At 71.4% G+C, this 24,691-nt stretch carries 44 protein-coding genes and 1 tRNA gene; 32 read left to right on the forward strand and 13 right to left on the reverse strand.

What is annotated here, in order from left to right; genetic code table 11:
- A partial coding sequence (locus P3T41_RS31495) for a hypothetical protein (RefSeq protein ID WP_280693998.1) occupies nucleotides 1-330 on the reverse strand: 330 nt, incomplete at its 3' end.
- A 255-nt stretch (nucleotides 331-585) separates the two neighbouring features.
- Here P3T41_RS31495 and P3T41_RS31500 point away from each other — a divergent pair.
- Nucleotides 586-1,428: a TIGR02452 family protein gene (locus P3T41_RS31500; RefSeq protein WP_280693999.1), complete on the forward strand. Its 843-nt coding sequence runs from the start codon at nucleotides 586-588 to the stop codon at nucleotides 1,426-1,428.
- On the opposite strand, the gene P3T41_RS31505 is transcribed toward P3T41_RS31500, so the two are convergent.
- Both P3T41_RS31505 and P3T41_RS31510 read right to left on the reverse strand, forming a co-directional pair.
- Complete coding sequence (locus P3T41_RS31505; RefSeq protein WP_280694000.1) at nucleotides 1,415-2,263, reverse strand: DUF3592 domain-containing protein; 849 nt, start codon at nucleotides 2,261-2,263, stop codon at nucleotides 1,415-1,417. The two genes, P3T41_RS31500 and P3T41_RS31505, sit on opposite strands and share 14 nt — an antisense overlap.
- A gap of 188 nt (nucleotides 2,264-2,451) precedes the next feature.
- Nucleotides 2,452-2,763, reverse strand: a complete 312-nt coding sequence (locus tag P3T41_RS31510) for a hypothetical protein (protein WP_280694001.1) — start codon at nucleotides 2,761-2,763, stop codon at nucleotides 2,452-2,454.
- A 167-nt stretch (nucleotides 2,764-2,930) separates the two neighbouring features.
- On the opposite strand from P3T41_RS31510, the gene P3T41_RS31515 reads away from it, so the two are divergent.
- Entirely contained in the window at nucleotides 2,931-3,590 is a 660-nt protein-coding gene (locus tag P3T41_RS31515; protein ID WP_280694002.1) for a nucleotidyltransferase domain-containing protein, read from the forward strand.
- A gap of 89 nt (nucleotides 3,591-3,679) precedes the next feature.
- Nucleotides 3,680-3,755, forward strand: a tRNA-Lys gene (locus P3T41_RS31520).
- Between the two features lie 111 nt (nucleotides 3,756-3,866).
- Here the strand turns inward: P3T41_RS31520 and P3T41_RS31525 are convergent.
- Nucleotides 3,867-4,142: a hypothetical protein gene (locus P3T41_RS31525; protein ID WP_280694003.1), complete on the reverse strand. Its 276-nt coding sequence runs from the start codon at nucleotides 4,140-4,142 to the stop codon at nucleotides 3,867-3,869.
- Nucleotides 4,143-4,319: 177 nt separating this feature from the next.
- On the opposite strand from P3T41_RS31525, the gene P3T41_RS31530 reads away from it, so the two are divergent.
- From P3T41_RS31530 to P3T41_RS31565, 8 genes are all read left to right on the forward strand, one after another.
- Nucleotides 4,320-4,823 (forward strand): hypothetical protein, encoded by a 504-nt coding sequence (locus P3T41_RS31530; protein ID WP_280694004.1) that lies wholly within the window; start codon nucleotides 4,320-4,322, stop codon nucleotides 4,821-4,823.
- Nucleotides 4,820-5,437: a sigma factor gene (locus P3T41_RS31535; protein WP_280694005.1), complete on the forward strand. Its 618-nt coding sequence runs from the start codon at nucleotides 4,820-4,822 to the stop codon at nucleotides 5,435-5,437. The genes P3T41_RS31530 and P3T41_RS31535 overlap by 4 nt, the downstream gene beginning before the upstream one ends.
- Complete coding sequence (locus tag P3T41_RS31540; RefSeq protein WP_280694006.1) at nucleotides 5,437-5,643, forward strand: hypothetical protein; 207 nt, start codon at nucleotides 5,437-5,439, stop codon at nucleotides 5,641-5,643. The genes P3T41_RS31535 and P3T41_RS31540 overlap by 1 nt, the downstream gene beginning before the upstream one ends.
- Nucleotides 5,640-6,011 carry a hypothetical protein gene (locus tag P3T41_RS31545; RefSeq protein WP_280694007.1) on the forward strand — a complete coding sequence of 124 codons (372 nt, stop codon included), beginning with the start codon at nucleotides 5,640-5,642 and terminating at the stop codon, nucleotides 6,009-6,011. The genes P3T41_RS31540 and P3T41_RS31545 overlap by 4 nt, the downstream gene beginning before the upstream one ends.
- The gene (locus P3T41_RS31550; RefSeq protein ID WP_280694008.1) at nucleotides 6,008-6,304 is read left to right on the forward strand and encodes a hypothetical protein; all 297 of its coding nucleotides are present in this window, start codon (nucleotides 6,008-6,010) and stop codon (nucleotides 6,302-6,304) included. The genes P3T41_RS31545 and P3T41_RS31550 overlap by 4 nt, the downstream gene beginning before the upstream one ends.
- Nucleotides 6,305-6,406: 102 nt before the next feature.
- Nucleotides 6,407-6,613 carry a hypothetical protein gene (locus tag P3T41_RS31555; RefSeq protein WP_280694009.1) on the forward strand — a complete coding sequence of 69 codons (207 nt, stop codon included), beginning with the start codon at nucleotides 6,407-6,409 and terminating at the stop codon, nucleotides 6,611-6,613.
- 18 nt (nucleotides 6,614-6,631) lie between these two features.
- Nucleotides 6,632-6,976, forward strand: a complete 345-nt coding sequence (locus tag P3T41_RS31560; protein WP_280694010.1) for a hypothetical protein — start codon at nucleotides 6,632-6,634, stop codon at nucleotides 6,974-6,976.
- A gap of 34 nt (nucleotides 6,977-7,010) precedes the next feature.
- Entirely contained in the window at nucleotides 7,011-7,217 is a 207-nt protein-coding gene (locus tag P3T41_RS31565; RefSeq protein WP_280694011.1) for a hypothetical protein, read from the forward strand.
- 60 nt (nucleotides 7,218-7,277) lie between these two features.
- On the opposite strand, the gene P3T41_RS31570 is transcribed toward P3T41_RS31565, so the two are convergent.
- Complete coding sequence (locus P3T41_RS31570; protein ID WP_280694012.1) at nucleotides 7,278-8,081, reverse strand: GntR family transcriptional regulator; 804 nt, start codon at nucleotides 8,079-8,081, stop codon at nucleotides 7,278-7,280.
- A gap of 237 nt (nucleotides 8,082-8,318) precedes the next feature.
- Here P3T41_RS31570 and P3T41_RS31575 point away from each other — a divergent pair, with 237 nt between their 5' ends.
- From P3T41_RS31575 to P3T41_RS31665, 19 genes are all read left to right on the forward strand, one after another.
- Nucleotides 8,319-8,618: a WhiB family transcriptional regulator gene (locus P3T41_RS31575; RefSeq protein ID WP_280694013.1), complete on the forward strand. Its 300-nt coding sequence runs from the start codon at nucleotides 8,319-8,321 to the stop codon at nucleotides 8,616-8,618.
- Nucleotides 8,618-8,851 carry a hypothetical protein gene (locus P3T41_RS31580; RefSeq protein WP_280694014.1) on the forward strand — a complete coding sequence of 78 codons (234 nt, stop codon included), beginning with the start codon at nucleotides 8,618-8,620 and terminating at the stop codon, nucleotides 8,849-8,851. The genes P3T41_RS31575 and P3T41_RS31580 overlap by 1 nt, the downstream gene beginning before the upstream one ends.
- Nucleotides 8,848-10,116 carry a hypothetical protein gene (locus tag P3T41_RS31585; RefSeq protein ID WP_280694015.1) on the forward strand — a complete coding sequence of 423 codons (1,269 nt, stop codon included), beginning with the start codon at nucleotides 8,848-8,850 and terminating at the stop codon, nucleotides 10,114-10,116. Before P3T41_RS31580 ends, P3T41_RS31585 begins: the two co-directional genes overlap by 4 nt.
- Complete coding sequence (locus P3T41_RS31590) at nucleotides 10,113-10,490, forward strand: RRQRL motif-containing zinc-binding protein (RefSeq protein ID WP_280694016.1); 378 nt, start codon at nucleotides 10,113-10,115, stop codon at nucleotides 10,488-10,490. Before P3T41_RS31585 ends, P3T41_RS31590 begins: the two co-directional genes overlap by 4 nt.
- A 21-nt stretch (nucleotides 10,491-10,511) precedes the next feature.
- Nucleotides 10,512-10,664 carry a hypothetical protein gene (locus tag P3T41_RS31595; protein ID WP_280694017.1) on the forward strand — a complete coding sequence of 51 codons (153 nt, stop codon included), beginning with the start codon at nucleotides 10,512-10,514 and terminating at the stop codon, nucleotides 10,662-10,664.
- A 49-nt stretch (nucleotides 10,665-10,713) separates the two neighbouring features.
- On the forward strand, nucleotides 10,714-11,169 hold the full coding sequence (locus tag P3T41_RS31600) for a hypothetical protein (RefSeq protein ID WP_280694018.1): 456 nt from the start codon (nucleotides 10,714-10,716) through the stop codon (nucleotides 11,167-11,169).
- A 101-nt stretch (nucleotides 11,170-11,270) separates the two neighbouring features.
- Complete coding sequence (locus P3T41_RS31605) at nucleotides 11,271-11,459, forward strand: hypothetical protein (protein WP_280694019.1); 189 nt, start codon at nucleotides 11,271-11,273, stop codon at nucleotides 11,457-11,459.
- Between the two features lie 101 nt (nucleotides 11,460-11,560).
- Entirely contained in the window at nucleotides 11,561-11,770 is a 210-nt protein-coding gene (locus tag P3T41_RS31610) for a hypothetical protein (protein WP_280694020.1), read from the forward strand.
- A 44-nt stretch (nucleotides 11,771-11,814) separates the two neighbouring features.
- Nucleotides 11,815-14,343 (forward strand): hypothetical protein, encoded by a 2,529-nt coding sequence (locus tag P3T41_RS31615; RefSeq protein WP_280694021.1) that lies wholly within the window; start codon nucleotides 11,815-11,817, stop codon nucleotides 14,341-14,343.
- 250 nt (nucleotides 14,344-14,593) lie between these two features.
- Nucleotides 14,594-14,881 (forward strand): hypothetical protein, encoded by a 288-nt coding sequence (locus P3T41_RS31620; RefSeq protein ID WP_280694022.1) that lies wholly within the window; start codon nucleotides 14,594-14,596, stop codon nucleotides 14,879-14,881.
- A 3-nt stretch (nucleotides 14,882-14,884) separates the two neighbouring features.
- Nucleotides 14,885-15,070: a hypothetical protein gene (locus P3T41_RS31625; protein ID WP_280694023.1), complete on the forward strand. Its 186-nt coding sequence runs from the start codon at nucleotides 14,885-14,887 to the stop codon at nucleotides 15,068-15,070.
- A 13-nt stretch (nucleotides 15,071-15,083) separates the two neighbouring features.
- Entirely contained in the window at nucleotides 15,084-15,365 is a 282-nt protein-coding gene (locus tag P3T41_RS31630) for a hypothetical protein (protein WP_280694024.1), read from the forward strand.
- A gap of 32 nt (nucleotides 15,366-15,397) precedes the next feature.
- Nucleotides 15,398-15,559, forward strand: a complete 162-nt coding sequence (locus tag P3T41_RS31635) for a hypothetical protein (RefSeq protein ID WP_280694025.1) — start codon at nucleotides 15,398-15,400, stop codon at nucleotides 15,557-15,559.
- 59 nt (nucleotides 15,560-15,618) lie between these two features.
- Nucleotides 15,619-15,810 carry a hypothetical protein gene (locus P3T41_RS31640; RefSeq protein WP_280694026.1) on the forward strand — a complete coding sequence of 64 codons (192 nt, stop codon included), beginning with the start codon at nucleotides 15,619-15,621 and terminating at the stop codon, nucleotides 15,808-15,810.
- Between the two features lie 91 nt (nucleotides 15,811-15,901).
- The gene (locus P3T41_RS31645; RefSeq protein ID WP_280694027.1) at nucleotides 15,902-16,345 is read left to right on the forward strand and encodes a hypothetical protein; all 444 of its coding nucleotides are present in this window, start codon (nucleotides 15,902-15,904) and stop codon (nucleotides 16,343-16,345) included.
- A 35-nt stretch (nucleotides 16,346-16,380) separates the two neighbouring features.
- A complete protein-coding gene (locus P3T41_RS31650; protein ID WP_280694028.1) occupies nucleotides 16,381-16,599 on the forward strand; it encodes a hypothetical protein in 219 nt (72 codons plus the stop codon).
- A 46-nt stretch (nucleotides 16,600-16,645) separates the two neighbouring features.
- The gene (locus P3T41_RS31655; protein ID WP_280694029.1) at nucleotides 16,646-16,837 is read left to right on the forward strand and encodes a hypothetical protein; all 192 of its coding nucleotides are present in this window, start codon (nucleotides 16,646-16,648) and stop codon (nucleotides 16,835-16,837) included.
- A gap of 92 nt (nucleotides 16,838-16,929) precedes the next feature.
- Nucleotides 16,930-17,118: a hypothetical protein gene (locus P3T41_RS31660; protein ID WP_280694030.1), complete on the forward strand. Its 189-nt coding sequence runs from the start codon at nucleotides 16,930-16,932 to the stop codon at nucleotides 17,116-17,118.
- Between the two features lie 46 nt (nucleotides 17,119-17,164).
- A complete protein-coding gene (locus P3T41_RS31665; protein ID WP_280694031.1) occupies nucleotides 17,165-17,719 on the forward strand; it encodes a hypothetical protein in 555 nt (184 codons plus the stop codon).
- Between the two features lie 84 nt (nucleotides 17,720-17,803).
- On the opposite strand, the gene P3T41_RS31670 is transcribed toward P3T41_RS31665, so the two are convergent.
- The 3 genes from P3T41_RS31670 to P3T41_RS31680 form a co-directional block, all read right to left on the reverse strand.
- Nucleotides 17,804-18,262, reverse strand: a complete 459-nt coding sequence (locus P3T41_RS31670; RefSeq protein ID WP_280694032.1) for a hypothetical protein — start codon at nucleotides 18,260-18,262, stop codon at nucleotides 17,804-17,806.
- 279 nt (nucleotides 18,263-18,541) lie between these two features.
- Nucleotides 18,542-18,913, reverse strand: a complete 372-nt coding sequence (locus P3T41_RS31675) for a hypothetical protein (RefSeq protein WP_280694033.1) — start codon at nucleotides 18,911-18,913, stop codon at nucleotides 18,542-18,544.
- Between the two features lie 33 nt (nucleotides 18,914-18,946).
- A complete protein-coding gene (locus tag P3T41_RS31680; protein ID WP_280694034.1) occupies nucleotides 18,947-20,512 on the reverse strand; it encodes a restriction endonuclease fold toxin-2 domain-containing protein in 1,566 nt (521 codons plus the stop codon).
- A 242-nt stretch (nucleotides 20,513-20,754) separates the two neighbouring features.
- On the opposite strand from P3T41_RS31680, the gene P3T41_RS31685 reads away from it, so the two are divergent.
- Nucleotides 20,755-20,934, forward strand: a complete 180-nt coding sequence (locus tag P3T41_RS31685) for a hypothetical protein (protein ID WP_280694035.1) — start codon at nucleotides 20,755-20,757, stop codon at nucleotides 20,932-20,934.
- Nucleotides 20,935-21,053: 119 nt separating this feature from the next.
- Nucleotides 21,054-21,782, forward strand: a complete 729-nt coding sequence (locus P3T41_RS31690) for a hypothetical protein (RefSeq protein ID WP_280694036.1) — start codon at nucleotides 21,054-21,056, stop codon at nucleotides 21,780-21,782.
- A 310-nt stretch (nucleotides 21,783-22,092) separates the two neighbouring features.
- On the opposite strand, the gene P3T41_RS31695 is transcribed toward P3T41_RS31690, so the two are convergent.
- From P3T41_RS31695 to P3T41_RS31715, 5 genes are all read right to left on the reverse strand, one after another.
- On the reverse strand, nucleotides 22,093-23,091 hold the full coding sequence (locus P3T41_RS31695) for a tyrosine-type recombinase/integrase (protein WP_280694037.1): 999 nt from the start codon (nucleotides 23,089-23,091) through the stop codon (nucleotides 22,093-22,095).
- Between the two features lie 81 nt (nucleotides 23,092-23,172).
- A complete protein-coding gene (locus P3T41_RS31700) occupies nucleotides 23,173-23,460 on the reverse strand; it encodes a helix-turn-helix transcriptional regulator (RefSeq protein ID WP_280694038.1) in 288 nt (95 codons plus the stop codon).
- On the reverse strand, nucleotides 23,450-24,040 hold the full coding sequence (locus tag P3T41_RS31705; RefSeq protein ID WP_280694039.1) for a hypothetical protein: 591 nt from the start codon (nucleotides 24,038-24,040) through the stop codon (nucleotides 23,450-23,452). Before P3T41_RS31705 ends, P3T41_RS31700 begins: the two co-directional genes overlap by 11 nt.
- 97 nt (nucleotides 24,041-24,137) lie before the next feature.
- On the reverse strand, nucleotides 24,138-24,323 hold the full coding sequence (locus tag P3T41_RS31710; RefSeq protein ID WP_280694040.1) for a hypothetical protein: 186 nt from the start codon (nucleotides 24,321-24,323) through the stop codon (nucleotides 24,138-24,140).
- Between the two features lie 117 nt (nucleotides 24,324-24,440).
- Complete coding sequence (locus P3T41_RS31715; RefSeq protein ID WP_280694041.1) at nucleotides 24,441-24,689, reverse strand: hypothetical protein; 249 nt, start codon at nucleotides 24,687-24,689, stop codon at nucleotides 24,441-24,443.
- Nucleotides 24,690-24,691 lie beyond the last annotated feature (2 nt).

Consider the following 24,691-nt stretch of genomic DNA (forward strand, 5'->3'; position numbering starts at 1 on the left):
GGTCGTGACCGTGATGACCGTGGTGGTCGTTCGTTCGGTGGGGACCGTCCGGCGCGTTCGTTCGGTGACCGGGACAACCGTGGCGGCTTCGGCGGTGGCGGTCGTGACCGTGATGACCGTGGTGGTCGTTCGTTCGGTGGGGACCGTCCGGCGCGTTCGTTCGGTGACCGGGACAACCGTGGTGACCGTGGCGGTTTCAGCGGTGGCGGTCGTGACCGTGATGACCGTGGTGGTCGTTCGTTCGGCGGGGAGCGTCCGGCCCGTCCGTTCGGTGACCGCGACAACCGTGGCGCCGGCACCAGCCGTCCGTTCGCCCGTCGTGACGACCACCGCTCGGGCGGCCGTCCGCAGGGTGGCTCCTCCTTCGGTGGCGACCGGGACAACCGCGGTGACCGTGGCGGTTTCAGCGGCGGTGGTCGTGACCGTGACAACCGTGGCGGCAGCAGCTTCAACGGCGGCGACCGCAAGCCGCGTTGGAAGAGCTGACGCAGCCTGATCGCTCGGCGGGCCCGCTCCACTTCGGTGGGGCGGGCCCGCCGCTTTTTCGGTGGCGTGATGGGCCGCTCGTCCCTACCGTGTGCGGGGATGAGCAACAGACTGAGCCAACTGGCCAAGGAGAACGAAGAGATCGCGGAGCGCGGTGCCTACCTGGGGCCGCACGGTGCGATGGTGGCGATCGGGCCGGCGCTGGCGGTGGCCCGGGCCGGCACCGTCTCGTACCCGCCCGAAGGGCCCGGCGAGCCGCCGGCCGGTGCCGGTGCGTTGTCGACAGGCGCTGGTGCGCCGGTGATCGAGGTCACCGCCGAGGGCAGCCTGGAGGCTGCCGCCCGGCTGGCCCGGGAGAGCGGTGCGGAGCCGGCCGGACGGGTCGGCGTGCTCAACTTCGCCTCCGCGCGCAACCCCGGCGGCGGTTACCTGCGCGGGGCCCGGGCGCAGGAGGAGGACCTGTGCCGGACGGCGCTGCTCTACCAGTGCCTGCTGGCGGCGCCCGACTACTACGCGGCGCACCGGGACTCGACCGACCTGCGGTACAGCCACCGGGTGATCTTCTCGCCCGACGTGCCGGTGATCCGCGATGAGCGCGGCCAATTCCTCGCGCACCCCTATCCCGTCTCCTTCCTGACCTCGGCCGCGCCCAACGCCGGCCAGCTCGCGCTGCGCGGCCAGGGCGGCGACCTGCGGGAGCTGCTGGCGCAGCGGGCCGCCCGGGTGCTGGCGGTGGCGGCGCGGCACGGGGTGCGGCAACTGGTGCTGGGCGCCTGGGGGTGCGGGGTGTTCCGCAACGATCCGGCGCAGGTCGCGGACGGCTTCGCGGTGGCGCTGGCCTCGTACGGCGCGGCCTTCGAGCGGGTGGTCTTCGCGGTCTGGGACCGCTCGCGGGTCTCGGCCAACCGGGCGGCCTTCGAGGCCCGCTTCAGCGACCGCTGAGGTTGCTGCCCACCGTCACCAGCACCCCGCTGCAGACGAGGGCCGTGAGCAGGCCGACGCCGAGGATGCTCACCGCCCGCCCCTGGTCGGCGAAGGTCTGCCGCACCGAGGCGTCGAGCCCGAAGACCAGCGGGTTCTCCGGCAGATGACGGATCGGCAGCAGCGCGCCGTCCAGCGGGTACGGCTCGCGGCTGTGGGTGTGCAGGTCGACCCCGGTCACCTGCTCGCCGTCGGCCGCGGTGAAGCTGAGCACCGGATGGCAGCGCAGCGCGCTGTCGCCGCCGCCGTCCACCACCAGGGTGCCGACGATCCGGCCGTGGCCGACAACTCCCTTCGCACGCAGCAGGGTCGACCGCTGGGAGCGGCCGGCCCGCCGGGTCAGCACGGTGGCCGTGGCCAGCGCCAGGGCGGAGGCGGCGAGCACCGCGCTGGTCGCGATCGCGTCCGGATCGGTCCAGCGGGTCAGCACCAGCGCGACCGAGCCCAGCGTCATCACCAGCAGGCTGGTCAGCGCCACGTCGAACACGCAGGTCTGCGGCCCGATCTGGAACCGGTCCGGCGCGTGCGGCAGATACCGCACCGCGATCGGCTGGCCCGGCCAACCGGCCAGCGGCACCCGCCCGCTCGACGGTGACCCGATCACCTCGCGCTCCGAGGCGGGATCGGTGAACCGCACCACCGGCAGCAGCGAGGCCGCCCCGCGCCGCACCTGGACCAGCATCTCGGTGACCGTGCCCTGGACCTCGGTACCGCGCCGGGCGAATCTGGTCAGCCCCAACGCGATCGCCGGCACGCCCAGCACGACCAGCGCCAGGCCGGTCCACCAACAGCCCATCAGAACCTCGTGCCCGCCCCGGCCCATCGCCGCCCCCTGTCCACCGACGCCCAGCCCCGACGCCCGACCCCGGCCACCCGCCCCCTGTCGCGACTACGCGTGACGCCGCGTGGGCCGCGTAGCTCGCTGGGTAGCCACTCTGATCCTGCCCCGTTCCCGCCCCGCTGTCACCAAGGCCTCTCGCCCCGTCATCGCCCGCCGGCCGCACCCCGCTCCGCGACCGCCGACGCCACGGCCACCACCCCGGTCACCGCGAACACCGCCGGCCAGGCCCCGATCCGCTTCGCCAGCGGATGGGATCCGCCGAACGCGCCCACGTACAGCCCCGCCAGGGCCGCCGCGCCCCCCGTCCCCACCGTCCGCCGCCACCGGTACGCCGCCCCCGCCCCGGCCAGCGCGAGCACCGCCCCACCGAGCCGGCGGTTGCCCGTCCAGCGGGCGGTGCCGTAGCCGCCGATGAGGCCGGCGGTGGCGATCAGGGAGGTGGTGGGGTTCGCCATGGTGCTCGTCTCCTGGGGTCGGTTTCAGGCGGTCGGGTTCGGGTGGTCGGGTTCATCCGCTCTCCGTCCGACCCTACGACCCGACCCTACGATCCGGCTCGGAAACCAGGTGCGCCGTTCCGTGGTCCGGCGGGAGACTGCCGGGCAGTGGAGAGAGGGGCGACGTGATGCGGGTGTTGCTGTCCGGAGTGGTGGGGTCGACGGCGTACGGGCTGGCGCGGCCCTGCTCGGACGTGGACCGGCTCGGGGTGTTCGCCGTGGCCACGGCGGAGTTGCACGGGTTGCGGCGGCCGGTGGAGTCGGTGGTGAGTACGGCGCCGGACCAGACCTGGCACGAGGCCGCGAAGTGGTGCCGGCTGGCGCTGGTGTGCAATCCGACGGCGTCCGAACTCGTCTGGCTGCCGGAGGAGTTGTACGAGGAGCGGACGCCGCTGGGGGAGGAGCTGATCGGGCTGCGGCGACGGTTCCTCAGCGCGCGGGCGGTGCGGTCGGCGTATCTCGGGTACGCGGCACAGCAGTTGCGCAAGCTGCGGACCAGGGAGGCGGGACCGCGGGCCGCCAAGCACGCGCGGCACCTGGTGCGGCTGGTGGAGCAGGCGGTGGAACTGCACGAGACCGGCGAGCTGCGGGTCCGGCTCGCCGCCCCGGAGCGGGTGCGCGAGTTGGGCGAGCGGATCGCCGAGCACCCCGAGATCGCCGAGCCGCTGCTGGCCGAGGCCGAGCGCCGCCTCGACCGCCCCGGCGTGCTGCCCGAGGCCCCGGACGAGGCGCCGGTGGAGGACTGGCTGCGCCGGGTCCGGCTGGCGAACCTCGACGCGGCCGGCTGAGCGGGGCGGGACGCGCGGGCTGGTAATGCGCTGGCCGAGCCGTGGGGATCACCCGGTAGGATCGTCACGGCAGGCTTGCAGTCGGCCGCGGGGCGCTAGCTCAATCGGCAGAGCTGCGGACTTTTAATCCGTAGGTTCAGGGTTCGAGCCCCTGGCGCCCCACCAGACAGACAAGTGCCCCACCTGCGGCGATGGTCGCCGGTGGGGCACTTCTGCGTCTCCGGCCGTGCTGTTGGCCGCTTCTGCTGGCCCGCTGCTGGCCCGAGGGGATCAGGTTCACTGCTTCCCGCCGCCGACTGATGGGCCGTCGGTGTCCTGTCGCCGCGGCCGGCCTCCTCGGCGAGCCCGCCGCTCCGCCAGCTCCTGCTCGGCCTGCTTCAGCGCTTCCAAGTCGGCCGCGTCGCCATGGACTTGGATGTCGCCGCGAACATGGGCGAGCAGCATCGCCGTCCGGTCCGTCTCTAGGCGCTCGGCTACACGGCCGTAGGCCTCCCACATGACCCGCGGGATCCGGAACTGAGCGCTGTGGGTGTGGTCTGTCCTGCTCGGCATCTCTCTCCTCCTTGTGTACCTACAGGGATTCTGCCAGAGGGCTTGTGTCCGTACATGGTTACTGGCTACTGTGTCCGTACAAGGTTAAGCGCCTCCGGAAACGGAAGCGGCCCTGCTTCGGTGTGTCACCACCGACTCAGGGCCTGACCGACCACCTGCGTCAACAGGGAGTCAGCTGTGTTGCAGCTTCTCATGTTCCGTGCGCCCCGTGTGAGCGTCCGGACGACGATTTCCCGGGCCATCGCCCGGACCGCCCTCCGGATCGCGGACGCGGCGGCCGAGTTCACCGCCCCCGCCCCGCTCCCGGCCCTGCCGGTCGAGCCGGTCGAGGACCCCACCGACGTCTACACCCTCGACGACATGCCCGAGCTGGCGGACATCGAGGCCGCGGCCGCCGAGTACGAGCGTGCCGCCGACCTGGCCCGCCGGGCCGACCGCGGCAAGCGGGCCGCGAAGAAGATCCTGGACCGCCTCCCGGCCGGCACCTACGGCCGGTGGCTGGTCGAGCGGGTCGCGAACAACCGTCAGACCGCCGACCTGGACGCCATCCGCGCCACCTACAAGCAGCTGGGCCTGGGCCCGGTGCCGATGAAGCAGTCTGCGGCCAGCCTGAAGGTCAAGCAGCTGCCCGCCACCGAGATCCCGGCCGAGTTCCAGGTCCTGGCGGGGGTGGCCTCGTGACCACCACCACCGACTTCGAAGCCCTGTACCGCTCCTACGCCCGGCAGATCACCTCGCACATCACCGCGCGGCTGTTCCGGCCGGACGCGCAGCTCGCCGAGGACCTCACCTCGGAGACGTTCCTGACCCTGTGGCGCAAGATGGGCGCCGGCCTGGCCGTGGAGCGCCCCAGGGCGCTGCTCATGCTGATGGCGGACCGCGCGGTCGCCGACCACTTCCGGCGGGCCAGTTCCCGCGAGAGTGCCACCGACTTCGCGGCCACCAACCTGAGCGAGGTCCCGGCAGGCGCGGCCGCCGCGCCGCACCTGGCCGGCCTGCTGGCCGAGCTGGAGGCGGCGAAGGACGCACTGACGCTGGCCGCCGACACCTACCGGGCCGTGAACAAGGGGTTCGCGGTGGCGTCGGCGTGCGCGGCACAGGCCAAGCAACCGGAGGCCGTGACCCGCTGGCAGGCGCGCAGGGCGGAGGCAGGCGAGGCCCGCGCGAGGGCTTTGGACGGTTTCGCGGAGGCCGCCAGGGCGGTTGCGGTGGCGCGGGCGGCGTGGAACGCGGCGGCGGTCGATCACTCGGCGCTGGTGCTGGTTGGTCGCGGCGAGCTGGCGGGGGTGGCGTGATGGCGAAGCCTTCGAAGATCCCGCGCCCGACGGAGGATGCCGCGGTCGGTGCGACGTGTTCGGACCCGAGGCCGGCGACCAACTTGGACCGGCTGTGGCGGATGCTCGCGGAGGCGGTGTGGCGGCGCGACCGGCACGGTGCCCAGTTGATCCGGGCGCTTCTGGTGCGGGCGATGTCAGCCGAGCCGGTGCGGGCCGCGTCGTGAACCGGGTTGCCAACGTACACCTCGCCAACGGGGGGACGATCGAGCTGCCCGAACCGGCCTGGTGCACCTCCCAACACGAGCAGGGCCTGGACCGAACCGACCTGTTCCACGAGGGCCCCGAGATGGCACTGGTCGTGGACACGGTGCGGGGCCGGGTGCGGGTCCTGGAGGCGGCGCTGACGCAGTATCCGTTCGCGTCGACCGATGCCGGCCGGGTGCCGGTGGTGACGGTCGCCTTGGACGGCGGGTACGCCTCGTTCGACCCGCTGGGCCTGCGGGCGCTGTCGCTGGGCCTGGCCCGGCATGCGGAGCGGCTGCAGCAGCTGGCGTACGAGCTGGAGCGGCTGCGGGCGGAGGGGTCGCGGTGAGCTCGGTGCCGGCCTACAGCCGGGCGCAGCTGTCCGGGTGGGCGTGTGTCGGCTGCGGGGGTCTGGCGGTGCCGGGTGTGCTGGCGGGTCGGGCCGGATCCCGGCAGGTGTTCGCCTGCGAGGCGTGTGCCGAACCGGCGATCGCGGAGTGCGGCGGCTGCGAGCGGCTGTTCGACGCCGACGACCTGATGCCGGATCACAACGGGGACTTGTCCTGCCGGGACTGCCTGACCTTGTGGGCGGGACTGGACGACGCGGCTGAGTGGCGCTGGTGGGCGTACGGGGCGGCCTGACGGGTCCCAGTGCTGCCCGGCGGGTGAACAGCCTGCCGGGTGGCGCCGGGGGCCGGACAGACCGTGCCTTCAACCTTCGCCATCACCACCAAGGAGCCCGTGATGCGCACCGCCCAGGAGCTCGCCGCCATGACCTACGCCGAGGTCAAGACCGCGTGGCACCGCTTCGAGATCAGCCAGGTCGAGAAGGACGCCTGGCATCTGGCCTTCGACGGCCAGCACTTGCCGCGGCGTATGAAGCCGCTGCCGGAGTCGATCGCCCTGGCCGACGAGATCAAGGCCGCAGCCACCGCCCGCCCTTCCCTCTGATCACTGAGGAGTACCGCCATGCCCAAGACCGACCCCGCCAAGGCCGCCCGCGATGCGGCCGAGGCGATCAGGAAGCTCAACCACGCGACGCTGAACAACGCGGTGTCGGCGCCGATGGTCAGCTCCATCACGCAGGCGCTGCTGCAGCTGGTCGACCGCCTGCCGCAGACCTTGGAACAGCTCGGCCAGCAGCTGAAGCAGCGCCAGGCCGAGGACGCCATCCGGATGGACACCGGCGAGAAGCCGGCCGACGCGGTCGCCGACGTCCTCGCCGCCCTGGAGGACGCGCTGCTGGACCTGGGGGACTTGTCCAACGCGCTGCACCGGGCCGCGTCGCCGCTGTTCCACATGGCCGCCCGGTAGCACCCGACCGCACCCGCCCCTGACTGGAGATCACATGTGCGAAGACTGCGACGACTACGACTACGAGGACGACGACGAGCTGGAGGAGTCCGGCGAGTGGCTGCCGGGCGAGTGCGACCGGTGTTCCGGTGGTGACGAGGACGGTGTCACCGCGACCGGGCCACTTGGGCCGCTTCACTGCGCCTGCCGGATCGGGCAGGGCGCGGCCCCCGAGGACTGTGTCTGCGGTCCTGAGGACTGAGCGGGCACGGCAAGGGCCCTGGCCGCTTGCCTCGGCCAGGGCCCCATGCCTGAAGGTTGCTCAGCTGGTGTAGAAGTCGGCCGAGGCCGGCTGCACCGGCCAACGGGCCGCTCCCTTCCGCGTCATCGGGTAGCGCACGGAGAACAGCTCCGCCGACATCCGGATGTCGTTGACCTCGACCACCAGCGGCCGGCCGTCGACCTTCACGGTGGACGTGCGGATCACGCGCAGCAGTGGAACGCCGGGCGGGAGCAGCAGCGCTGCGGCCTCGTCCGGGCTCGGATTGATGGCGGTGATCTCCTCTTCCCAGAGGATCGGCTGCTCGAAGTGCTCTTCGATGCGGTCGTAGATCCCGCCGAGCCCGGAGCTTCCGGCGATCACGGGCACGGCCGCAACCGCTTCCGGGTGCAGCCAGCTGTCCGTGAGCTGCCGGTGGGCGGGCACCTCCGGGTCTCCGTTGGCGCGCTTACGTGCCACGACGGGGGTTCCGGGCTCGATTCCGAGGTAGCCCGCGATGTCGGCCGGGATCGGCTCGGTGGTCACCTCGGTCTGGGTGCCTTCGATGAGACGCCAGTGTTGGACGTTGGCGCCGCTGTAGTAGCCGAGGTTGTCGCGCTCCATGCCGCGCGAGCGGACCATGCGGGCGGCGGGGCGCTCGCGGACGACGGTGCCGGCGCGGCCGCCCTTGTACTCGACCAGGCCCTCGTTCTTGAGCAGGTTGAGCGCTGTGCGGGCGGTCTGCCGGTTCACCTCGTACTCGTCGGCGAGGGCGTCCATGGTGGGCAGCCGGTCGCCGGGCTGGAGTTCGCCGCTTTGGATGCGGTCGCGCAGGACGGCCGCGATCTCCTCTGCAGTTCGTGCCACGTGGCACCTCCTCTTGGGTCTCCCCGGATGGGGTGTCTCAAGAGTATGTGCTAGCACGTTGCTCTTGACGTAGGCGGCCGTACTGAGTCACCATCAGATTACCGAAAGGTGCTAGCACCTAACTCGGAGTTCCTGCCACCCATGCGCCCGAAAACGGGCGCGGCCCCGACTATCTGCGTCTCGTCCACGCAAGCCGGGGCCACTGCGAATCCCACCAACCATGAGGAGCGATCCGCTGTGTCCAGCTTGCCCGAAACCAGCAAGCGGGGTGAGCCCAACCGGCGCCCCTGCGCCGACTACCCCCTCGACCAGTTCTTCCCGACCACCGAGTCCAAGGGCGGCTCCCCCAGCGCCGGCGAGAAGCTCGCCCTGCGGATCTGCGCCACCTGCCCCCTCGCCGTTCGCGGCGTCTGCCTCGAGGAGGCGCTGCGCTTCCCGGCCTACGACCAGCACGGCGTTGCCGGCGGCACCACCGCCAGCCAGCGCCGCTCGATCATCCGGGGCCGGCGCGCCGCGCAGCTCGCCGAGGTGGCGTGATGGACACCACCGCCGCCCTCGACGCCGCCAAGGCCCGCCTGGCGATCGGCTGGCCGCTGCTGATCCTCGCGATCGCCCTCTACAGCCCGCTGCACGGCGCCGCCCAGCTCGTCGTGCTCGCCGCCGGTCTGTTCTTCCTCTCCCGGCAGCCCGCCGGCGCCAGCATCCCGCGAACCCAGCCCAGTAAGCCCGCCGCCCGCGGCCGAGATGAGAAAGGGAAGTGGACCAAGTGACCAGTACCGGTTTCTATGCGGAGCGCAGGAAGGACAAGTCCGCCGAGCGGCTGGCCGACCGCGAGGACGCGGCCGCCCGCCGGGCAGAGGACCGCAAGGACGCCGACGCCGAGCGCCGCCGGCAGGCCGCCGACCGGCGGGAGCGCGAGGAGCGCCGGGCGAAGGCCCGCCGGGCCCGCGCCGCGAAGGTCGCCAAGGCCACCGGCTGGGTGCAGGCTGACCCCGCCAGGGCGTTCGTGCGGCTGGTGCAGGCCTGCTCGATCGTCCCCGCGGTTGTCTCCCAGGTCGGTGCGCTGACCGGCGCCGGGGTCGAGGTGATCCTGGCCGGGCTGCTCGCCGCGATGCTGGAGGGCGCCGCCTGGGCCCTGAACGCGATGGGCAGCCGGGCGGAGGGCGAGCGCTCGACCCGCACCTACCGGATCGGGGCCTGGACGGCCGCGCTGGTGGCTGCGGTCATCAACTTCTCGCACGGCCGCCAGGAGTACGCCGCCCACACCTGGGTCGCGGTGGTCCTGGGCCTGTCCTCGCTCGTCGCGGTCTGGCTGACGGACCTGCAGACGCACAGCGGCAAGGGCCCGACGAGGGCCGAGAAGAAGCTGGCCGCCGAACGGGCCGCGCACACCAAGGCCCGCACACAGCACCACCCCGAGGTGCTGCAGGTTGCGCAGCGGCTGATCTCCGCGACCCCGCACGGTGCCCTCGACGCGGACGACGCGTGGCGGGTCGCGTGGAGCTTCGTTCACGGCAGCGAGGTGTCCGGGGTGACGGCCGATCTGATCGCCGGTCAGCTCAAGGCCAAGGCTCGGGTCGAGGAGGTCTCCGCGCCTCGCACGGTGCCGGCTGGATGGGACCCGGACATGCCTCCGGACCCGTTCCTGACCGACCTGGACTCGGTGTACCGGGGCACGTTCCCGGGGGCGCTGGAGGAGGCTTCCCGCCGATCTTCCGACAGCCCGCTTGCCCTTGACGGTAAAGGGCTCCAGGGGTCCCGCACGGCCCCCGAGGCGGGGTCTGGCGCGGCGCAGAAGCAGGGGCCTGGGAACGGTCGTCAGGTGGCCGACGAGAGGCCGCTGGAGCCGGATCACCTGGCCCAGGTGAGGGCACTTGCCGATCTTCTCGCGGACAGCAAGCAGAGCCTGTCGGTGAAGAAAGTGCGCGACCTGATCGGCTGCCGCACGGACTACGCGATCCGGCTGCGGAATGCGGTCGAGGCCGAGCGGTCCGGCCGGGACGACGACGGCGGCGAACTGGCCGGCGCCCGGTGAGCCGCCCGCGCTTCTGGGACCCGGATGGTGTCCGGCACGGCGGCACCCCGACCTTCCCCTGGCGGATGGTCCCCGAGGGCTTCGCGACCCGCCGTCAGCTGCGCGCCCAGGGGCTTCGGCCCGGCGGGCAGGAGATCGCGGCTCAAATCCTGTGGAGCTCCCGCAAGTCCCGCCAACCGCGGGCCGCCTACCTGTACCGGGTCGAGCTGGCGAAGCCGGTGCGGCCGATGACCAAGTGCAAGGCCGAGGCGCTCGCCAAGGCCAACCAGGCCAAGCGGATCTGCCCGGAGTGCGGGCGGGACGCGGGCCACGTGATCCCCAAGCAGTTCGGCGCCTGCGGTCACTGCACCGCCGGCTACACCCGGGCGGCTTGAGCCCGCCGACGGAGGCCAGCCATGTCCAACCGCCCCGAGCACCCCCAACCCCGCTGCGGCATCTGCAGTGACTGGGGGACCGTCCTGCCACGCAACGGCGGCAAGCCGATCCCGTGCACCGAGCCCGGCTGCCGCGCCGGCCGCGAGGCCGCCGCCAAGGCCCAGGGCCGCTGAACCGCCCCCTTCCCGCCCTGCTCGACCCGATCTCTGAGGAGAGACCGCCATGACCGCGTTCGCCATCGTCTTCGCCGCCCACGCCACCGTCCCTGTCACCTGGACCACCGAGGCCGGCACCACCGCCACCGCCCACATGCCGACCAACCTGCACGCCACGTACGCCAGCAGCGAGCACACCACCACGGTCACCCAGCTCGCCGACTCCCCGACCTCCGCCGTGCCGGCCACCGCGACCCAGGCCTCGACCGGCGGCGTCATCGGCCTCGGCGGCGCCACCCTCCTCGGCGTGATCCTCGTGGTCTGGGCCATCGCGAAGTGGCGGCACGGCTGGTCCAAGGACGCCAAGTCGGCGTTCCTGATGGGCGCCGCGGCCGCCGTCCTGGTCGGCAGCTGGGGGCTGTTCGGCACCCTCACCAACACGGTGAAAACCACTGGCGACAGCGTTGGAAACAGCGTCGGCAACACCTTCTCGCAGCAGCAGAGCGGTTACGTCAGCCGCTGACCGGCCTGCCGCCCGACCGTCCGCCACGGTCTCCCACACCTCCCAGCCCGTGGCGGGCGGCCGGCCGGAAAGACCGGCCAGACAACACGAGGAGAACCCCGATGACCAAGAACGAAGCAGTCCTGATCGCCGCCAAGACCCAGCGCGCCAGCATGCAGACCTTCGTGGAGTACCCCTCGGACAGCCCCGAAAGTGTCGCCGCCACGGAGGCCATCGAGGCGGCCTGGCGTGAGGCGCTCGCCCTGGGCGCCACCCGCGACGAGATCCTCGCCGCCGTCCAGGGGCTGTGACCGGCCTTCAGGTTGACCGCGCCGCCCTGGTCTCGGCCCAAGTGCCGGGCCCCGGGCGGGCGGTGAGCCGGAAGGCCGGCCAGGACCCGAGAGGAACCCCCATGGACATCACCGAGCAGATCGCCACCGTCGAGGCCCGCCTTCAGGCCGCCAGGGACAAGTTCGTCAACGACGACAACGCCACCCACGAGGAGCGGATCGCGCTCACCAATCAGATCCGCGAGGACGCCGCCGTCCTGGAGACGCTCAAGGACGCCAAGCGGCGCGAGGCCGGGGCAGCCGTCCGAGCCGCCCTGATGCGCCTGAAGTGACCGCCACACCCAGCCCTTGACCAACCGCCGGAAAGGACAAGTCCGTGAGCATCACCATCCACCCGCCGGCCCCGGCCGGGCCCGACGAGCCGAACCCGGTCTCGCTCCTCAAGGACACCGCCCCGCTGTACGTGTCGGCGCCGCCCGTCGTGGCCGAGGAGTACGTCCCCGAGCCGGAGGAGGAGGCCGCCCTGTCCTGGGTGGCCGGCCTGAAGGCCCGGCTGCTGCAGCAGTTCGCCGACGGCGGCGCCGTGCGCGCCCACCTGCAGCGCGCCCAGACCAACACCAGGTCCTGGCTGATGGCCGAGCAGGTCACCGACGCCGACCTGGTCGCCGCGATCCTCGCCCAGCGCCAACACGCCCACGAGGCCCGCGAGAAGAGCCTGCGGCACGAACTGTCCCGCGTGGCCCGGCAGTTGGCCGAGCACAAGCTGGCCGAGGCCCGTCGGGACGCGGCGATGCGCTCCGCCTCCGGTCACCACACCGAAGGCCACGAGCACGGCCGCCACCGCGACTCGGCGACCGACGCCAGCCTCCGGCGCCGCCAGGAAGAACTCGAGGTGCAGCTGCAGGAGCACGGGCGGGCGGCCCACCTGCTCCAACTGGAGCCGACCGCCTCCGAGATCGGCCGGGCCCGCTGGGGCCGGCGCACCGCACGCGCCGCCGCCCTGGTCGGCTCGGTCGTCGGAGGCGGGATCTACCTGCCGCTGCAGGATCCGATCTGGCTACTCGGGGCGCTGCCCGCCGCCGCAGTCGCACTGTGGCGGGCGGGCCTGCCGGTCGACGGCGAGCAGCCGGCCGAACCCGGGCAGCCGGTGCCGGCGGCCAGTGCGGCCGAGGGGATCCCGGCTCAGCCGGGCCCGGTGGATGGGGTGGTGGCGTTCGCCGAGAGCCACGTCGACCAGCCGGTCGAGGGTCCCAGCTTCGCCGCCGCGGTGACCGCCGCGTACCTGGCCGCCGAGGAGGCGTCCAGCCCGGGCGCGGCCGCGGCCCGTCAGGTCGCCCAGGCCGCCGAGCAGGCCGCGCAAGTCCAGGGTTCCTCCGATCTGATCACCGCGCTGATCAAGGCGAAGATCATCGACAAGTCGGAGGAGCCAGAGACGTCGATCGTCGGAGTGATCCGCCCCGACGGCCCCGGCTGGACGGCGACGGTCGAGTTGCCCGGCGGGAAGACCGCCGTGCAGGCGATCAGCAAGGCCACCGAGCTGGCGTCGGCGCTCAAGCTCAAGTCCGGGCAGATGCAGCTGTCTCAGGACCACGGCGAGGACGGTCACGAGGGCCGGTTCACGATCTGGGTGGCGAACAGCAAGAACCCGTATGCCGGCGCCCCGGTCGCGTCCGAGCTGATCGGCGCCGAAAGCTGGGACTTCTGGGCGCAGGGGGTGCCGCTTGGTACCAACGCCCGGGGGATCCGCAAGGTGCTGAACATGCTGTGGTCGAGCCTGCTGATCGGCGGGCTGATGGGCTTCGGCAAGAGCTACCTCGCCCGGCTCGTCGCGGCGGCCGCCGTCCTCGACCCATACCTGAAGATCGTGCTGCTCTGCGGGAAGTCCGGAGCGGACTGGGCGGCGCTCAAGCTGGTAGCCCACCAGTACGTGAGCGGGAACACCACCGGCACGATCCGGGAGATGCACGAGGTGATGGAGGACACCATCGCCGAGATGTCCGAGCACGGGCAGCGCCTGGAGAAGCTGTTCGAGACCGACCCGAAGGCCTGCCCCGAGGGGAAGATCACGCCGGAGCTGGCCCGGACCGACGGCCTGGAGATGACGCTCCTCCTGGTCGACGAACTCCAGGAGATCCTCGACGCGGCAGCCGGCATGAAGCTGCTGTCCGCCGACGAGGCAGAGGCCGCACTGGACCCCGAGGGTGGCCGCAAGCCTGCCGGCCGCAACGGCAAGGACGTGATGGTCAGCTTGTTCGCCCGGTTCATGCGGGTGGCCCGCTACGTGGGCGGCATGGCCGTGATCGTCACCCAGCGCCCCGACGGCAACTCGGTGCCGACCGAGCTGCGCGAGGTCGCCAGCAAGCGCGGTTGCTACCGGGTCAAGGGCCAGAACTCCTCGCGGATGGTGCTCGGTGACGATGCGGTCGCAGCCGGCGCCGCCCCGCACCTGTTGCTGGATCAGCACAAGGGTGTGGTGGTCCTGGACGAGGGCGCCGAGGAGGGGCACGACACGGTGCGTGCCGATGTCATCAACCTCGACGATTTCCGGGAGATCTGCGAGCGCGGCCGGGACCTGCGGCTGAAGGTCGGCACCCTGACCGGGCAGGCCGCGGCTCGCTGGGAGAAGGAGCGCGAGCAGGTCCAGAAGCGGCGGGTGATCGCCGACGCGGTCGCCGCGATGGACCGCAAGGGTGTCGACCGGGCCCGCCTAGTGGTGCTCGCCGAGTGGATGGCCGAGTACAGCCCCGAGCGCTGGCACGACCTCACGGAGACCACGCTCGGCGCCCGGCTGCGCGACGCGAACGCGGGCAACACCGAGCGGATCGGCTCGGTCGACGGCCTCACCAAGGCCTCCGGCTACACCCGCGAGCGGCTGGTCGCGCTCCTCGACAGCAAGGCCGCCTGACCGGTTCATCCCGCTTCATCCGCCCGTCCACGGGGCGGATGACGGCACCTCACACCCCGTCCACGCCCGCTTTGACCAGGTATGTCACCCCGTCCGGCCAGTGTCGGACCCCGTCCACGGGACAGGGTGACCGGCCCGGCGGACAGGGTGACAGATCGTCACAAACCAGGACATGGACGGGGTCGGCCGGACAGGCCCACAGCCGCTGGACGACCCCGCAAACCACCACACACCAGACAGGAGCACCACCATGCCCATGCCCGCCACCCTCACCCGGCTGATCCGCCGGTTCGACCCCGACCGCCAGATGGAGCTGGCCAACGCCGCCCGCCTCGACGCCAACCTCGACCAGATGATCGCCACCGACCCGGACGCCGCCCGGATCTTCGACCGGGGCGACTTCACCCGCTGCCTCAACGACATGGACCGGTACGCCCTGCAGTTCGGCGAGCGGCTCCAGGAGTACTGCAAGGCCAAGCTCGCCGCCGGCCGGATGGACCTGTACTACGACGGGCTGTTCGGCGGCGGAGAGGGCTGACCGATGTTCACCGGAACCCCCGAGCAGCTCGCCGCAGCCCAGCTCCAGGCCGCGCAGCTCGCCGAGCAGATCGCCGACCTGCTGAACCAGCTCGACGCCATCCACCCCGGCAGCACGTCCGGGCAGGTCGTGTTCCTCGGCGGCGACATCCACGCCCGGGGCGGCCACTGGACCACCTACACCGACTGAACGGAATCCACCAATGACCCTGATCGCCATTCTCGACCGACACCTCGCCCAGCCCCGCACCGCACACGACGACCTGCTCATCCAGGCGCTCACCGCGCTGAAGGCCGTCGCCAGCGACCAGGACGCCCTCCTCTACGAGATCGACCGGCGGATCACCGAGGCCGACCGCGAGCAGTACGCCATGACCATGTCGTCGGAGCCGGAAACCCCCGAGCTCTGGCAGCGGGTCGAGTTGATCCGTACCTGCTTCCTCGGCCTGACCCGACTCGAACGCGAGATCAAAGCCGCGCTCTGAGCATTACTGACCTTCCACCACAGGAGAGCGCCATGACCGCCGCACGCACCAGCATCACCGTCGCTGAGATCGACGCCTATCAGGCCAGGATCGTCGCCGTGCTCGACGAGCTCAACGCCATCCAAAACGGTCTGCCCGTCGGCCCCGTCTGGAGCGCCCTCGGCAGCGGCCGGGAGTTGACCGTCGAGAACTGACCGGCACCGGCTCAGCATCGCGCCAAAACCTGCACCGCTCACCAGAAGGAGACTCACCCATGACCGACCACCGCGAGTGCTGCCCCACCGTCACCGCCGCTTTGGACGCCCACGACGCCGGCGACACCCAGCTCGCCTTGCGGCTGATGGACAAGGCCCGCATCTCCGGGACGCCCTACGAGCAGTCCCTGGTGCGTGCCACCGACCAGATCGTGACCGCCCGCGCCGCGCTTGCCAACTCGCAGCACTGACCACGCCCCGGGGTGGCCGCTCAAGCCGCCAAGCATGCCGGCCGCCCCGGGCCCCCAATCCACCGGAAACCAGCAGATCGGAAGCCCCATCATGCCTCTCCTCGCCCGCCTCGCCGACAAGTTCTGCGACCGCTACGCCGAGCGGATCGACACCTGGGTCCGCGAGACCGTCAGCGCCTTTCCCACCGCTGAGGCCGAGCGCGACATGCGCCGCCTGCACGACGAGTGGGCCCGCACCGCCCAGCTCCACCGCAGCTACTTCAGCGAGGACGCCGAGTACTTCTGGGTCGGCGACGGCATCCACAACGGCGCGCCGCGCCTGGCCTGCGTCGGCGAGTACGTGTTCGTCAAGCGCGATCGGGTTGGCCTGTACACGGCGTCCGGCACCTACTCCTGGGACGTGTTCTACCGGGCCGGCATCAAGGGCCTGACCACCGAAGAGCCGCCCAAGCCCCCCAAGGGCCAGGACTTCTTCATCCAGGCCGACCTGATCGACGCCCAGAACCCGGAGAACTGGGAGATCACGTTCCACTGACCGCCGTCCACCCACCCGGCAAAGAGGACACGTCCATGAACACCGTGCTCGACGCCTACACCACCCGCAGCGGCCGTTGGACCGTCCAGCTGATCCAGATCGACGCCAACGGCAGCGACCAGCCCGAAGGCCCCATCTGGCGGTGCGGCTGCGGCGCCGGCAGCACCCGGCCGCTCAACAACCCGCTGCTCACCGACCCCGTGGGGATCGTCCGGGCCGCCGCCGAGTCGCACGTCAACGACTGCCAGGCCTGACCGGCCAGCCCTGACGATCCGCCACGACCAGGAAGGAAGCACCCCGATGCAGGAGACCGACATCCGGGCTGACGAGTTGCGGGTCGGCGACACCATCCGGTGGTACGGCCGCCAGCCGACCGTTACCCGCATCAAGTCGATCGCCGCCAACTCGATTGAGTTCTGGGCCACCGACGGCTGGTCCCACGTCGTCGCCACTGACGACACTCTCACCCGCCTCTCCGACGGCGTGGCCTGACCGGTCGGCCTCGCCTCCGTGCTCCATCCGCCCCGGTGCGGGTGGGGTGCGGTGGCCGGACCGACCGGCCCACACCGAGGGCAGGAGACATCGTGAGCCAACACATGGACTACACCACCAACCCGCCCACCCCGATCACCGCCGACAACGCCAAGGCATACATCAGCGAACTCTCCAAGCTGGCCCAGGAAGCCGAGAACCGCGGCGACAACCTGATGGCGGACTGCCACCACCAGGCCATCAACAACGAGATCGACGCCCTGCGCGAACTGAATAGCTGACCACCCCGGCGCCACTCGTACCCGCTGACCAGGAAGGAGGCCTGCCGTGCCCACGCTGCTCACCGCACCACCCGCGTTCGACCTGGACGCGGCCGGCCTCCGCCTGGTCGCCGAGGTCGAGCAGTACCTGGCCTCGCTACCCGCCCCCGCGTCGGTGCGGGCGGGCCGTGTGCTCGACCTGATCCGCCACCAGGCGCCGCCCGTCGTCCCGCAGTACGGCAGCGTCGTGCAGCCGTGGCACGCCGGGATCGAGCGGCCCGCACCCCGCCTCCTCGACCGGCTCCACCGCCGCCAGCCCGTCGCCCAGGTGACCGTGCGCCAGCACCTCGAGCTCACCAGCCGGTACATCCACCAGCACGGCTGGCTCCAAGGCGCCCTGTGGAACGAGGCCGGCGCCGTCTGCATCTTGGGCGCCCAACTGCGCGTGCTCGCTGCCGGGTACGGCACCGCGGCGACCATCACCGAGGCCCGCCTGCAGATCGGCAACCAACTCGGCCGCCAAGGCCAGGGCATGCCGACCGACACCTGGAACGACCAGCCCGGCCGGCGGGCCACCGACATTCACCAGCTCCTGCAGCGGGCCGCCGCCCGCACCCACTGAAAGGCACCCGATGTTCAGCCCCGAACCCCGTGTCCTGTCGGCCGCCGAAGCAGGCATCTGGGCCTGCCCCATCACCGACTGCGGTCAGCCCGCGATCAGCGGAACCCTCGCCTGGGATGACCGCGGCCCGAACCAACTCATCTCGATCCGCACCCTGACCTGCCCGGCCGGCCACACGTGGCGGCACGAAACCGACGGCGGCTGACCGGCCGCCCGCCTTCGCGTGCCGACCGGAATCCACGGCGGCCAGGCAAACAACGACGAGTTGGCCGTCAACGCCACCACGTCCACCCGCTGACCCAAGGAGAGCAGAAAGGCGTGATACCTGGGCGGGTACCACGTCGAGCCTGGCTGTGAAGCTCGGTAGTCGTCCTTGGCCATCCCGCCGGTTGGTCGCCCGCAAAATGTCAGGTCGGCTGGGTCACCCTGAATGTCGGGGGCGGTAGGGGCAGCGCGCACTGCACGAATCCCCTCGCCGTAGGAGATTCCGCCGAAGCTCTGCACCTTCACCGGCTTCGGCTCCAGCAGCACGATAATGCTCATACCTCAGGGTCCATCTGCTTGGATGACGTCGCACGTTGGCGCCGAGCCAGGCGCAGCACGCTGGCGGAGAAGACCGAGACCGGCGACGGGCTCGTCAGCGCCTCGACGTGCGGCCGTGGATCCGGGCGAGGAACTGCTCCGCGGCTGCGCCCATCGCTGCGGCGTACCGGTGGTTGTCGGCAGCCAGGTCCGGCCGACTTCCAGCCGAGTGGGATCCTGGAAGGGGACCCCAGCACCGCGCCGAGGTGGCGGACGACGAGTAGGAGTCACTCTCGCGGTTCAGGAGCCGAACGCCGCGATGAAGTCGCCCAGTTCAAGCCCGAGGTCGAGCGGCTCCATCAGCGGGTCGTAGTCGGCCCACCACACGGCGGGGACAGCCGGCGCCAGCCGACGCAGCAGCGTGTGCACCACGGTCAGTGGCGCCGACCACGGTTCACGCTCGGGGAACGACAGGACGCCGTTTTCGGGGTCGTAAAGGACCTCGCACCAGTGATCGTCGACGGGGACGTGCACACAGCGCAGGTCGGCTGTCGCCGTCGACACGCTGCCCTCGGGCCACAGGTTCGCCACCGTCTGCTCGAACTGCTCGGTAGTGAACGGCCACGCGGCGTTCTGCTGGCGGTCGGCACTGATGTAGAACGTGGCGCCCACTGGCGTCTCCTTCGCTGTTCGACGTGGGGGATCCTACGGGACGACCCGGACCTGGCCGGGAACGTTCTGGGCGGCCATGAGCGCTGCGAAGTAGGCCGCGGCCGGGTCGTCGTTGGTGATCACCTCAAGGTGGTTGATCTTTCCGTTGCGCGGGTCCTGGAACGCCGAGCCGTACTTCTCTATCTTGAAGTTCTCGCCCTTCAGCGACGACTGGTACACGTAGTCCGGAACGTTGCCGGCGTTGCCCAGTCGGAACGGGGAGCCACACCCCTTCGACGGAGCGATGTATTTCGCGTCGATCGCGGCCCCGTCCTCGGGTCGCACCCCGTCCGCGTCCATGTTGTAGTCGCCGCCCTGCGCGTTGTTCCGGCTGACCGTGGTGTACAGGCTGTACTCGGTCGAGCCGGCCACCCGCAGCTGGTAGGCGCGCCGCGCATCGACCTTGGGGCTGCCGCTCGGTGATTGAACCTGCATGGTGCGCCCATCGGCTGCGGCTTGCGCCATCCATGCCTGCACCGTGGCCTGGTCGGCCGAGGAGAGCACGGGGAATGGGCTGTTGGGGTCGCGGGGAATTGGCGGTGTGCCCGGCACGACCGTGTAGGCCGGCGGCTTCGGCGCGGGTGCGGCCATCGCGCTGGAGGCGGAGGCCAGGGCGACCGCGGTGCCGCCTGCGGCTACCGCGGCGGTCGTGACGATCGGAGACAGGCCGGCGGCAGCCTCGTTGACGATCGCCTCCGCCTCGGCAAGGACAGCGAGGTCGGCGCTGCCCTCGATCCCGGCGGTCATGGCCGCAGCCGCGGTGCCGGCTTCGGCGGCGATCGCGGCGTCTCCGGCGGCCGCAGCAGCGTCCGACCCGCCTAGGGTGAAGATCGTCAGGGCGATGCCGACGCCGGTGACGACACCCGCGCCTGCCGCAAGATCCTGCAGAGTGGAACACAGGTCGTCCACAGCCTGGGCGTAGGACTCGCAGGCGGCGCCGAGCTGGAAGGCGGCGTTCGTGATGCTGTTGAGCAGCGGGCCCTGAGTCGCGCAGCCGTCATGCATCTTCGCCCAGTTCGCAACGAAGGAATCGACCGCGCTGGAGGTGCTGGAAGCGGTGACGGTCTGGACCTGCTTGTCGCCCTCCAGCCCGAGAGTGCTGACGAGTTGTGCCAGCTGCTTCCAGTCAGAGCCAGCCTGCCGCAGCTTTCCCGAGTCTCCCTGGGGCCAGAACTGCGCGATGATCTCGTCGACTGCCGAGGCGTTGTGACCGACCGCCGACGGGACCTGGACGTTCAGCGGGTCCTGGTCGCACTGCGGGTTGCTGGACTGCGGCAGTTGCTGGGGCTGCATCAGGTTCGCCGCGACGTCTGCGTCCGTCTTGATGTAGTTCAACGCCATCGTGTACAGGCCGTTGGCGGTGCCGCCGAGCTGTGCGACAGCCTGACCGACCGCGGTGACGACGGCCTGGGCGGCGGGGTCGTACTTCGCCGCGAAGGAGTGTCCGGTGTCATCGTCCCCGGCCATGCCGGCGGCGTCGTCCATCGAGCCGACCAGGCCGCGGTGGATCTGGGAGGCCCAGGTCTGCAGGTCGGTGAAGCCCGCCGAGGATATGAGCATGTCGGTCGGTATGACGTGGAATCCCGCTGCCATCGCTCCCCCTGGCATTGCTGTACACAGCCGGTCTCGTACCGTAACACGGCAGGCGGCAAGGCCCGAGGGGGCCGACAACGGCGACCAGTCGCCTGTCCGCCAGCACGTGCGGCACGCCCTCGGGCGCTCGCGGCGCCACGCATGCCTGGTTACTGACCGCCTCTCCGCTCCAGCCGCTCGGCCATTGCCGCGGCGACGGTGTAGGCCGGGTGGCCGTTTCTACGTGCTCTGACCCCAACGGCCGCAAGAGCGGCCCCCACCCCGAGGCCAAGGCCCGGGGAGAGGCCGCCCGGGCACTGCAGGCCTCCTCCTCCATCAAGCACATCGAGATCTGCCGCGAGCTGCCCGGGGGTGGGCAGCAGCTCGCCGAACGGATCGAGCGGGCCTGAGGAGCACACGGCGCGCCGAGCTGCAGACAAGTGCCGCGTAACGACTCGGCAACTCCCTGACGGATGGTCAGCCTCCGCTGACACCCTGTCCCTGCCGATCACGCGGACAGGAGCAGCGCATGACCACGCCACCCCAGCCCCAGCAGCCGAGTTGGGGCCAGCAGTCCCCGCCACCAGCTAGCCGGCAGAAGCCGAAGCGCGGCAAGGCCGGCTGCCTCGGCTGCGCCGGGGTCCTCGCCCTCGTCGTTGTCATCGGGATCGCGGCCAATGCCGGCTCGAAGAAGACCAGCGCCCCGGCCGCGAAGTCCGCCCCGGCGAAGCAGGAGGCCCCCGCAGTCCCCAGCCCGGCCGCGCCGACTTCCGCCGCACCCAACTCCCAGGCGGCTGCGGCCCCCTCGCTGCCGCCGCTTACCCTGCCGCCGACCCAGCTCGCCCCGGCCGGGAACCGGCAGAAAGCCGCGTCGATCCTCACCGCGAACGACGCCTACTACCAGCAGGAATTCGACAGCGGCGTCACCGTCATCCTCGCTCGCGGCCAGGACGGCAGCTTCGACGCTTTCCACGCTTGGCAGCAGAAGGCCTCCAAGGACATCCAGCCCGGCACGGACGCGTTCAAGCAGGCCGACGCCGAGTTCGACGCGAGCGACGAACCGTCGTCGATCAGCGACTGGCGGGACGACAACACCGTCGTCCAGTCCGACCTGTTCAGCCTCGCCAACGACGGCCTCGACGTGGGCGGCCCCGACGATGCGCAGGCCCGGCAGAAGATCCAGGCGGACATCGCGCAGATGAAGACCGACATGGCGACCGCCGACGGGGAAGCCACGCAAGTCGGGGCCGGCAAGTAGCACCCAGCGGCCAAAGGAGGTGTTCTGCATGGGCATAGGAGTTCGATTTAGGCTCGGCCCATTCAGGTTCTGGATCCCGCTCACCAAGAAGAGGCGCCGACGCCGACGCCGGAAGGCCGCCCGGTACTACACCCACGGGACCTGCACCGTTCACCACCGCACGCCTGAGGCTGCCAAGCGTTGTACCGGTGCTCGCTGAGAGGCCACCGTCGTTCTGAGCCGGACGGCGGACTCGCTGCCCAGGACTGCCGGGTCAGTGCCCCCACGATTGTCCGCCGCGACGCTGCCGATGTAGTCGTTGCCGCCTGAGCTACAACCCGATTCCGCGCATCGGGTTGTCCTCCCAGCGGTCCACGGCACGCACGTACTCGTGTACCTGCGGGCTCATCGGCGACCAGCGGCCGTGCTCGGCGATGAACGCGACCGGGGTCTTCTTCTTGGCCGCTTCGGTGGGGCCGCCGGCACGCAGACCGTGCGCGGTGTAGGTGTCCGCGTTCGGCAGGCCGCCCTTCACCGCCAGGTGCCGGACACGCTCGTTCACCGCCGCGCCGGACATGCCGCCGTCCTGGAGCTGGCCCCAGCGGTTGATGCGGCGCAGCAGCGGCCCATCGGTCGCCCCACACTCGGCCAGAGCCGCCAGCCAGGCCCGCACGACCCGGACCGGGTCGGTGTCCGGGTGGGAGCCGGGCGGCACCGTCACCTCGGCGCCGGTGGCGTCCTTGTCGGTCTTCGAGGTGCGGATGAGGACGACCAGGCCGTCATCGGTGAGCGTGACGTCGGAGATGGTCAACTTGGCCAGCTCGGAGCGGCGGGCCATCATCGCGAAGCCGAGGACGACCATCACTCGGTCCCGCAGGCCGATCAGCGTTGCCGGGTCGGTGGCGTCGATCATCGCGCGCAACGGTCGCAGGGTGACCGGCGGGGCCTTGCGCTTGCGCTTGCCGGCCTGCGCCCGTTCGTGCCGGTGCGCCTTCAGGACGGCGAGGGCGCCGGCGGTGTCGGGCTGGCCCGGGTGGCCGTTGTGTCGGTGCAGGGTGCGGATCGCGGCGATCGCCTGCTCGATGGTGGAGGGGGCGCGGTCGAGGTCGGCGAGGCGGCTGACGTACTCGGCGAGGGTCTCGGCGGTCGCGGGCAGTGTGGTGCGGCCAACGGTCGAGCACCAGGCGGTGAACGCGGTCCACTGCCGCTCGTAGGCGAGGCGGGTGTTCTCGGGGACGGACCGCGCGATGCGGTCGCGGGTGGAGTCGGAGATCTGCGTGTCCGGGTGGGCCGGGAGGTTCACGGCGGCCGGGACGATGTCGCTCGACATGGTTCCATCCTACGGGTTCTGACCCTTCATAAGTTGGCTTATGGAGGGTCACGAGTGGTTGCCTTGGCTACCTCTCCGCGGTCATGCTGCGCCCCGCGCCGGATGGTCGCGGCCCGCGTCGTCGACCGCCGCGGCGAACAGCAGCGCCCACTCGCCCTCGGTCAGCTCGAGCGCCTCGGCGATCCGCCGGGCAACCGTGACCGACGGGCACCGGGTGCCCGCCTCCAGGTGGAGCAGGTAGGAGTGCGACAGCTCGACCAGCCTGGCGAACTCCCGCACCCGGTACCCGGCTCGCAGCCGCGCCGACCCCAGCATCGGGCCCAGTTCGGGCGGCGGAGTGCGCCGGACGCGGATCCGATCACCGTCCATCGGGCACCGCCCGGCGCCGGGGCCGGGGCCGCCGGCCCTCCAGAGCCTCGCGCAGGACCGCACCGGCCGCCAGAACCTCCAGGGCCGTCAATGGCGCCCCCGTGCGCTCCGCACGCCGAGCGAGCCCCTCCACCTGGCGGACCCGCTCAGCCAGCCGGCGCCGCTCCGCGTCCGCCTGCTCCGTGCTCCCGCCGTGCATCGCGCACGGCCCGGCACCCAGCGTGTCCGTCCCCCATCCGGCCCGCAGACCGCACGGGCCGCCGCCCTTCGACCGCGGCTGCCCGCACCTCGGCCGACCATCCAAGCCGACATCGTCCACAGTCGGGCGACTCTGGTGTGCGGCCAGGTCCTGCTCGAGCCAGCACATCTGCAGCGCCGCCTTCGCCGGCTTGATGGCCAGTCGGCCGGACCCGACGATCTCGACGATGCTGGCTGGGCGCAACTGCTCGGCCAGGTGCCTCGCCTCGGCGGCCGTCGAGTACGGCCAGCGGTCGGCGACGTGCAGCAGCTTGCGGCCGTCGTCATGGTGCTCGATCACGCCGAACGGCTGCTGCTCGGGTTCGTGGCGGGTGACGGTCACCCAGATTCGGGGCCACCGGCCGGGCGGTCGCCAAGACCCTGCCGGGATTGCGGGTTGGTCAAGAGCTTCGAGGTTGTCGGTCATGCTGTCGTCCTGTTCAGGCTGCGGTCGGGAGGGGTGTGACGGGCCGGTCGGGGCGCACGGCCCAGACCAGCTCGCAGTCGCGGGCGGTGCACTCGACGAGGTCCATCGGGTGTCCGTGGACGTGGGTGCTGCCGACTCGGCGAGCGGGGCGTTCGGTGCGGCAGCCGGGGCAGTGGGCTATGCGGATCTGGGTGTTCACGTTGTTCTCCTTCGGGCTGTACGGCCGCTCTCGAGGGACGGCGGGTAGCTCGTGGGGCTATCGGACAGCGGGTTCGTATGGCGGCCGTTCATGCCGCTGGGCCGGAGGGTTCGGTGGTCACGACCTTCTGGACTCGCGCTGCTGGTTGGTTTCGACACCGGCGACGTGCTGCCAGAGGTCGCAGTCGTCGAGGGGCATGCCGTGGCCGTTGGGGTCGGTGTCGTTCAGCGCGGTGGCTGCGGCGAGGGCGAGTACGGCGTGTGCGAGGGCGGCGGCGAGGTTGGGCGAGTTCTCGTAGTTGCCGGCCTGGTCCTGGGTGCTGTCGATGAGGCGTTCGGCCTCTTGGTAGTGGTCAGGTCCGTTCATGG

It is taken from the genome of Kitasatospora sp. GAS204B, from assembly GCF_029892155.1.
Taxonomy (GTDB): Bacteria; Actinomycetota; Actinomycetes; order Streptomycetales; family Streptomycetaceae; genus Kitasatospora.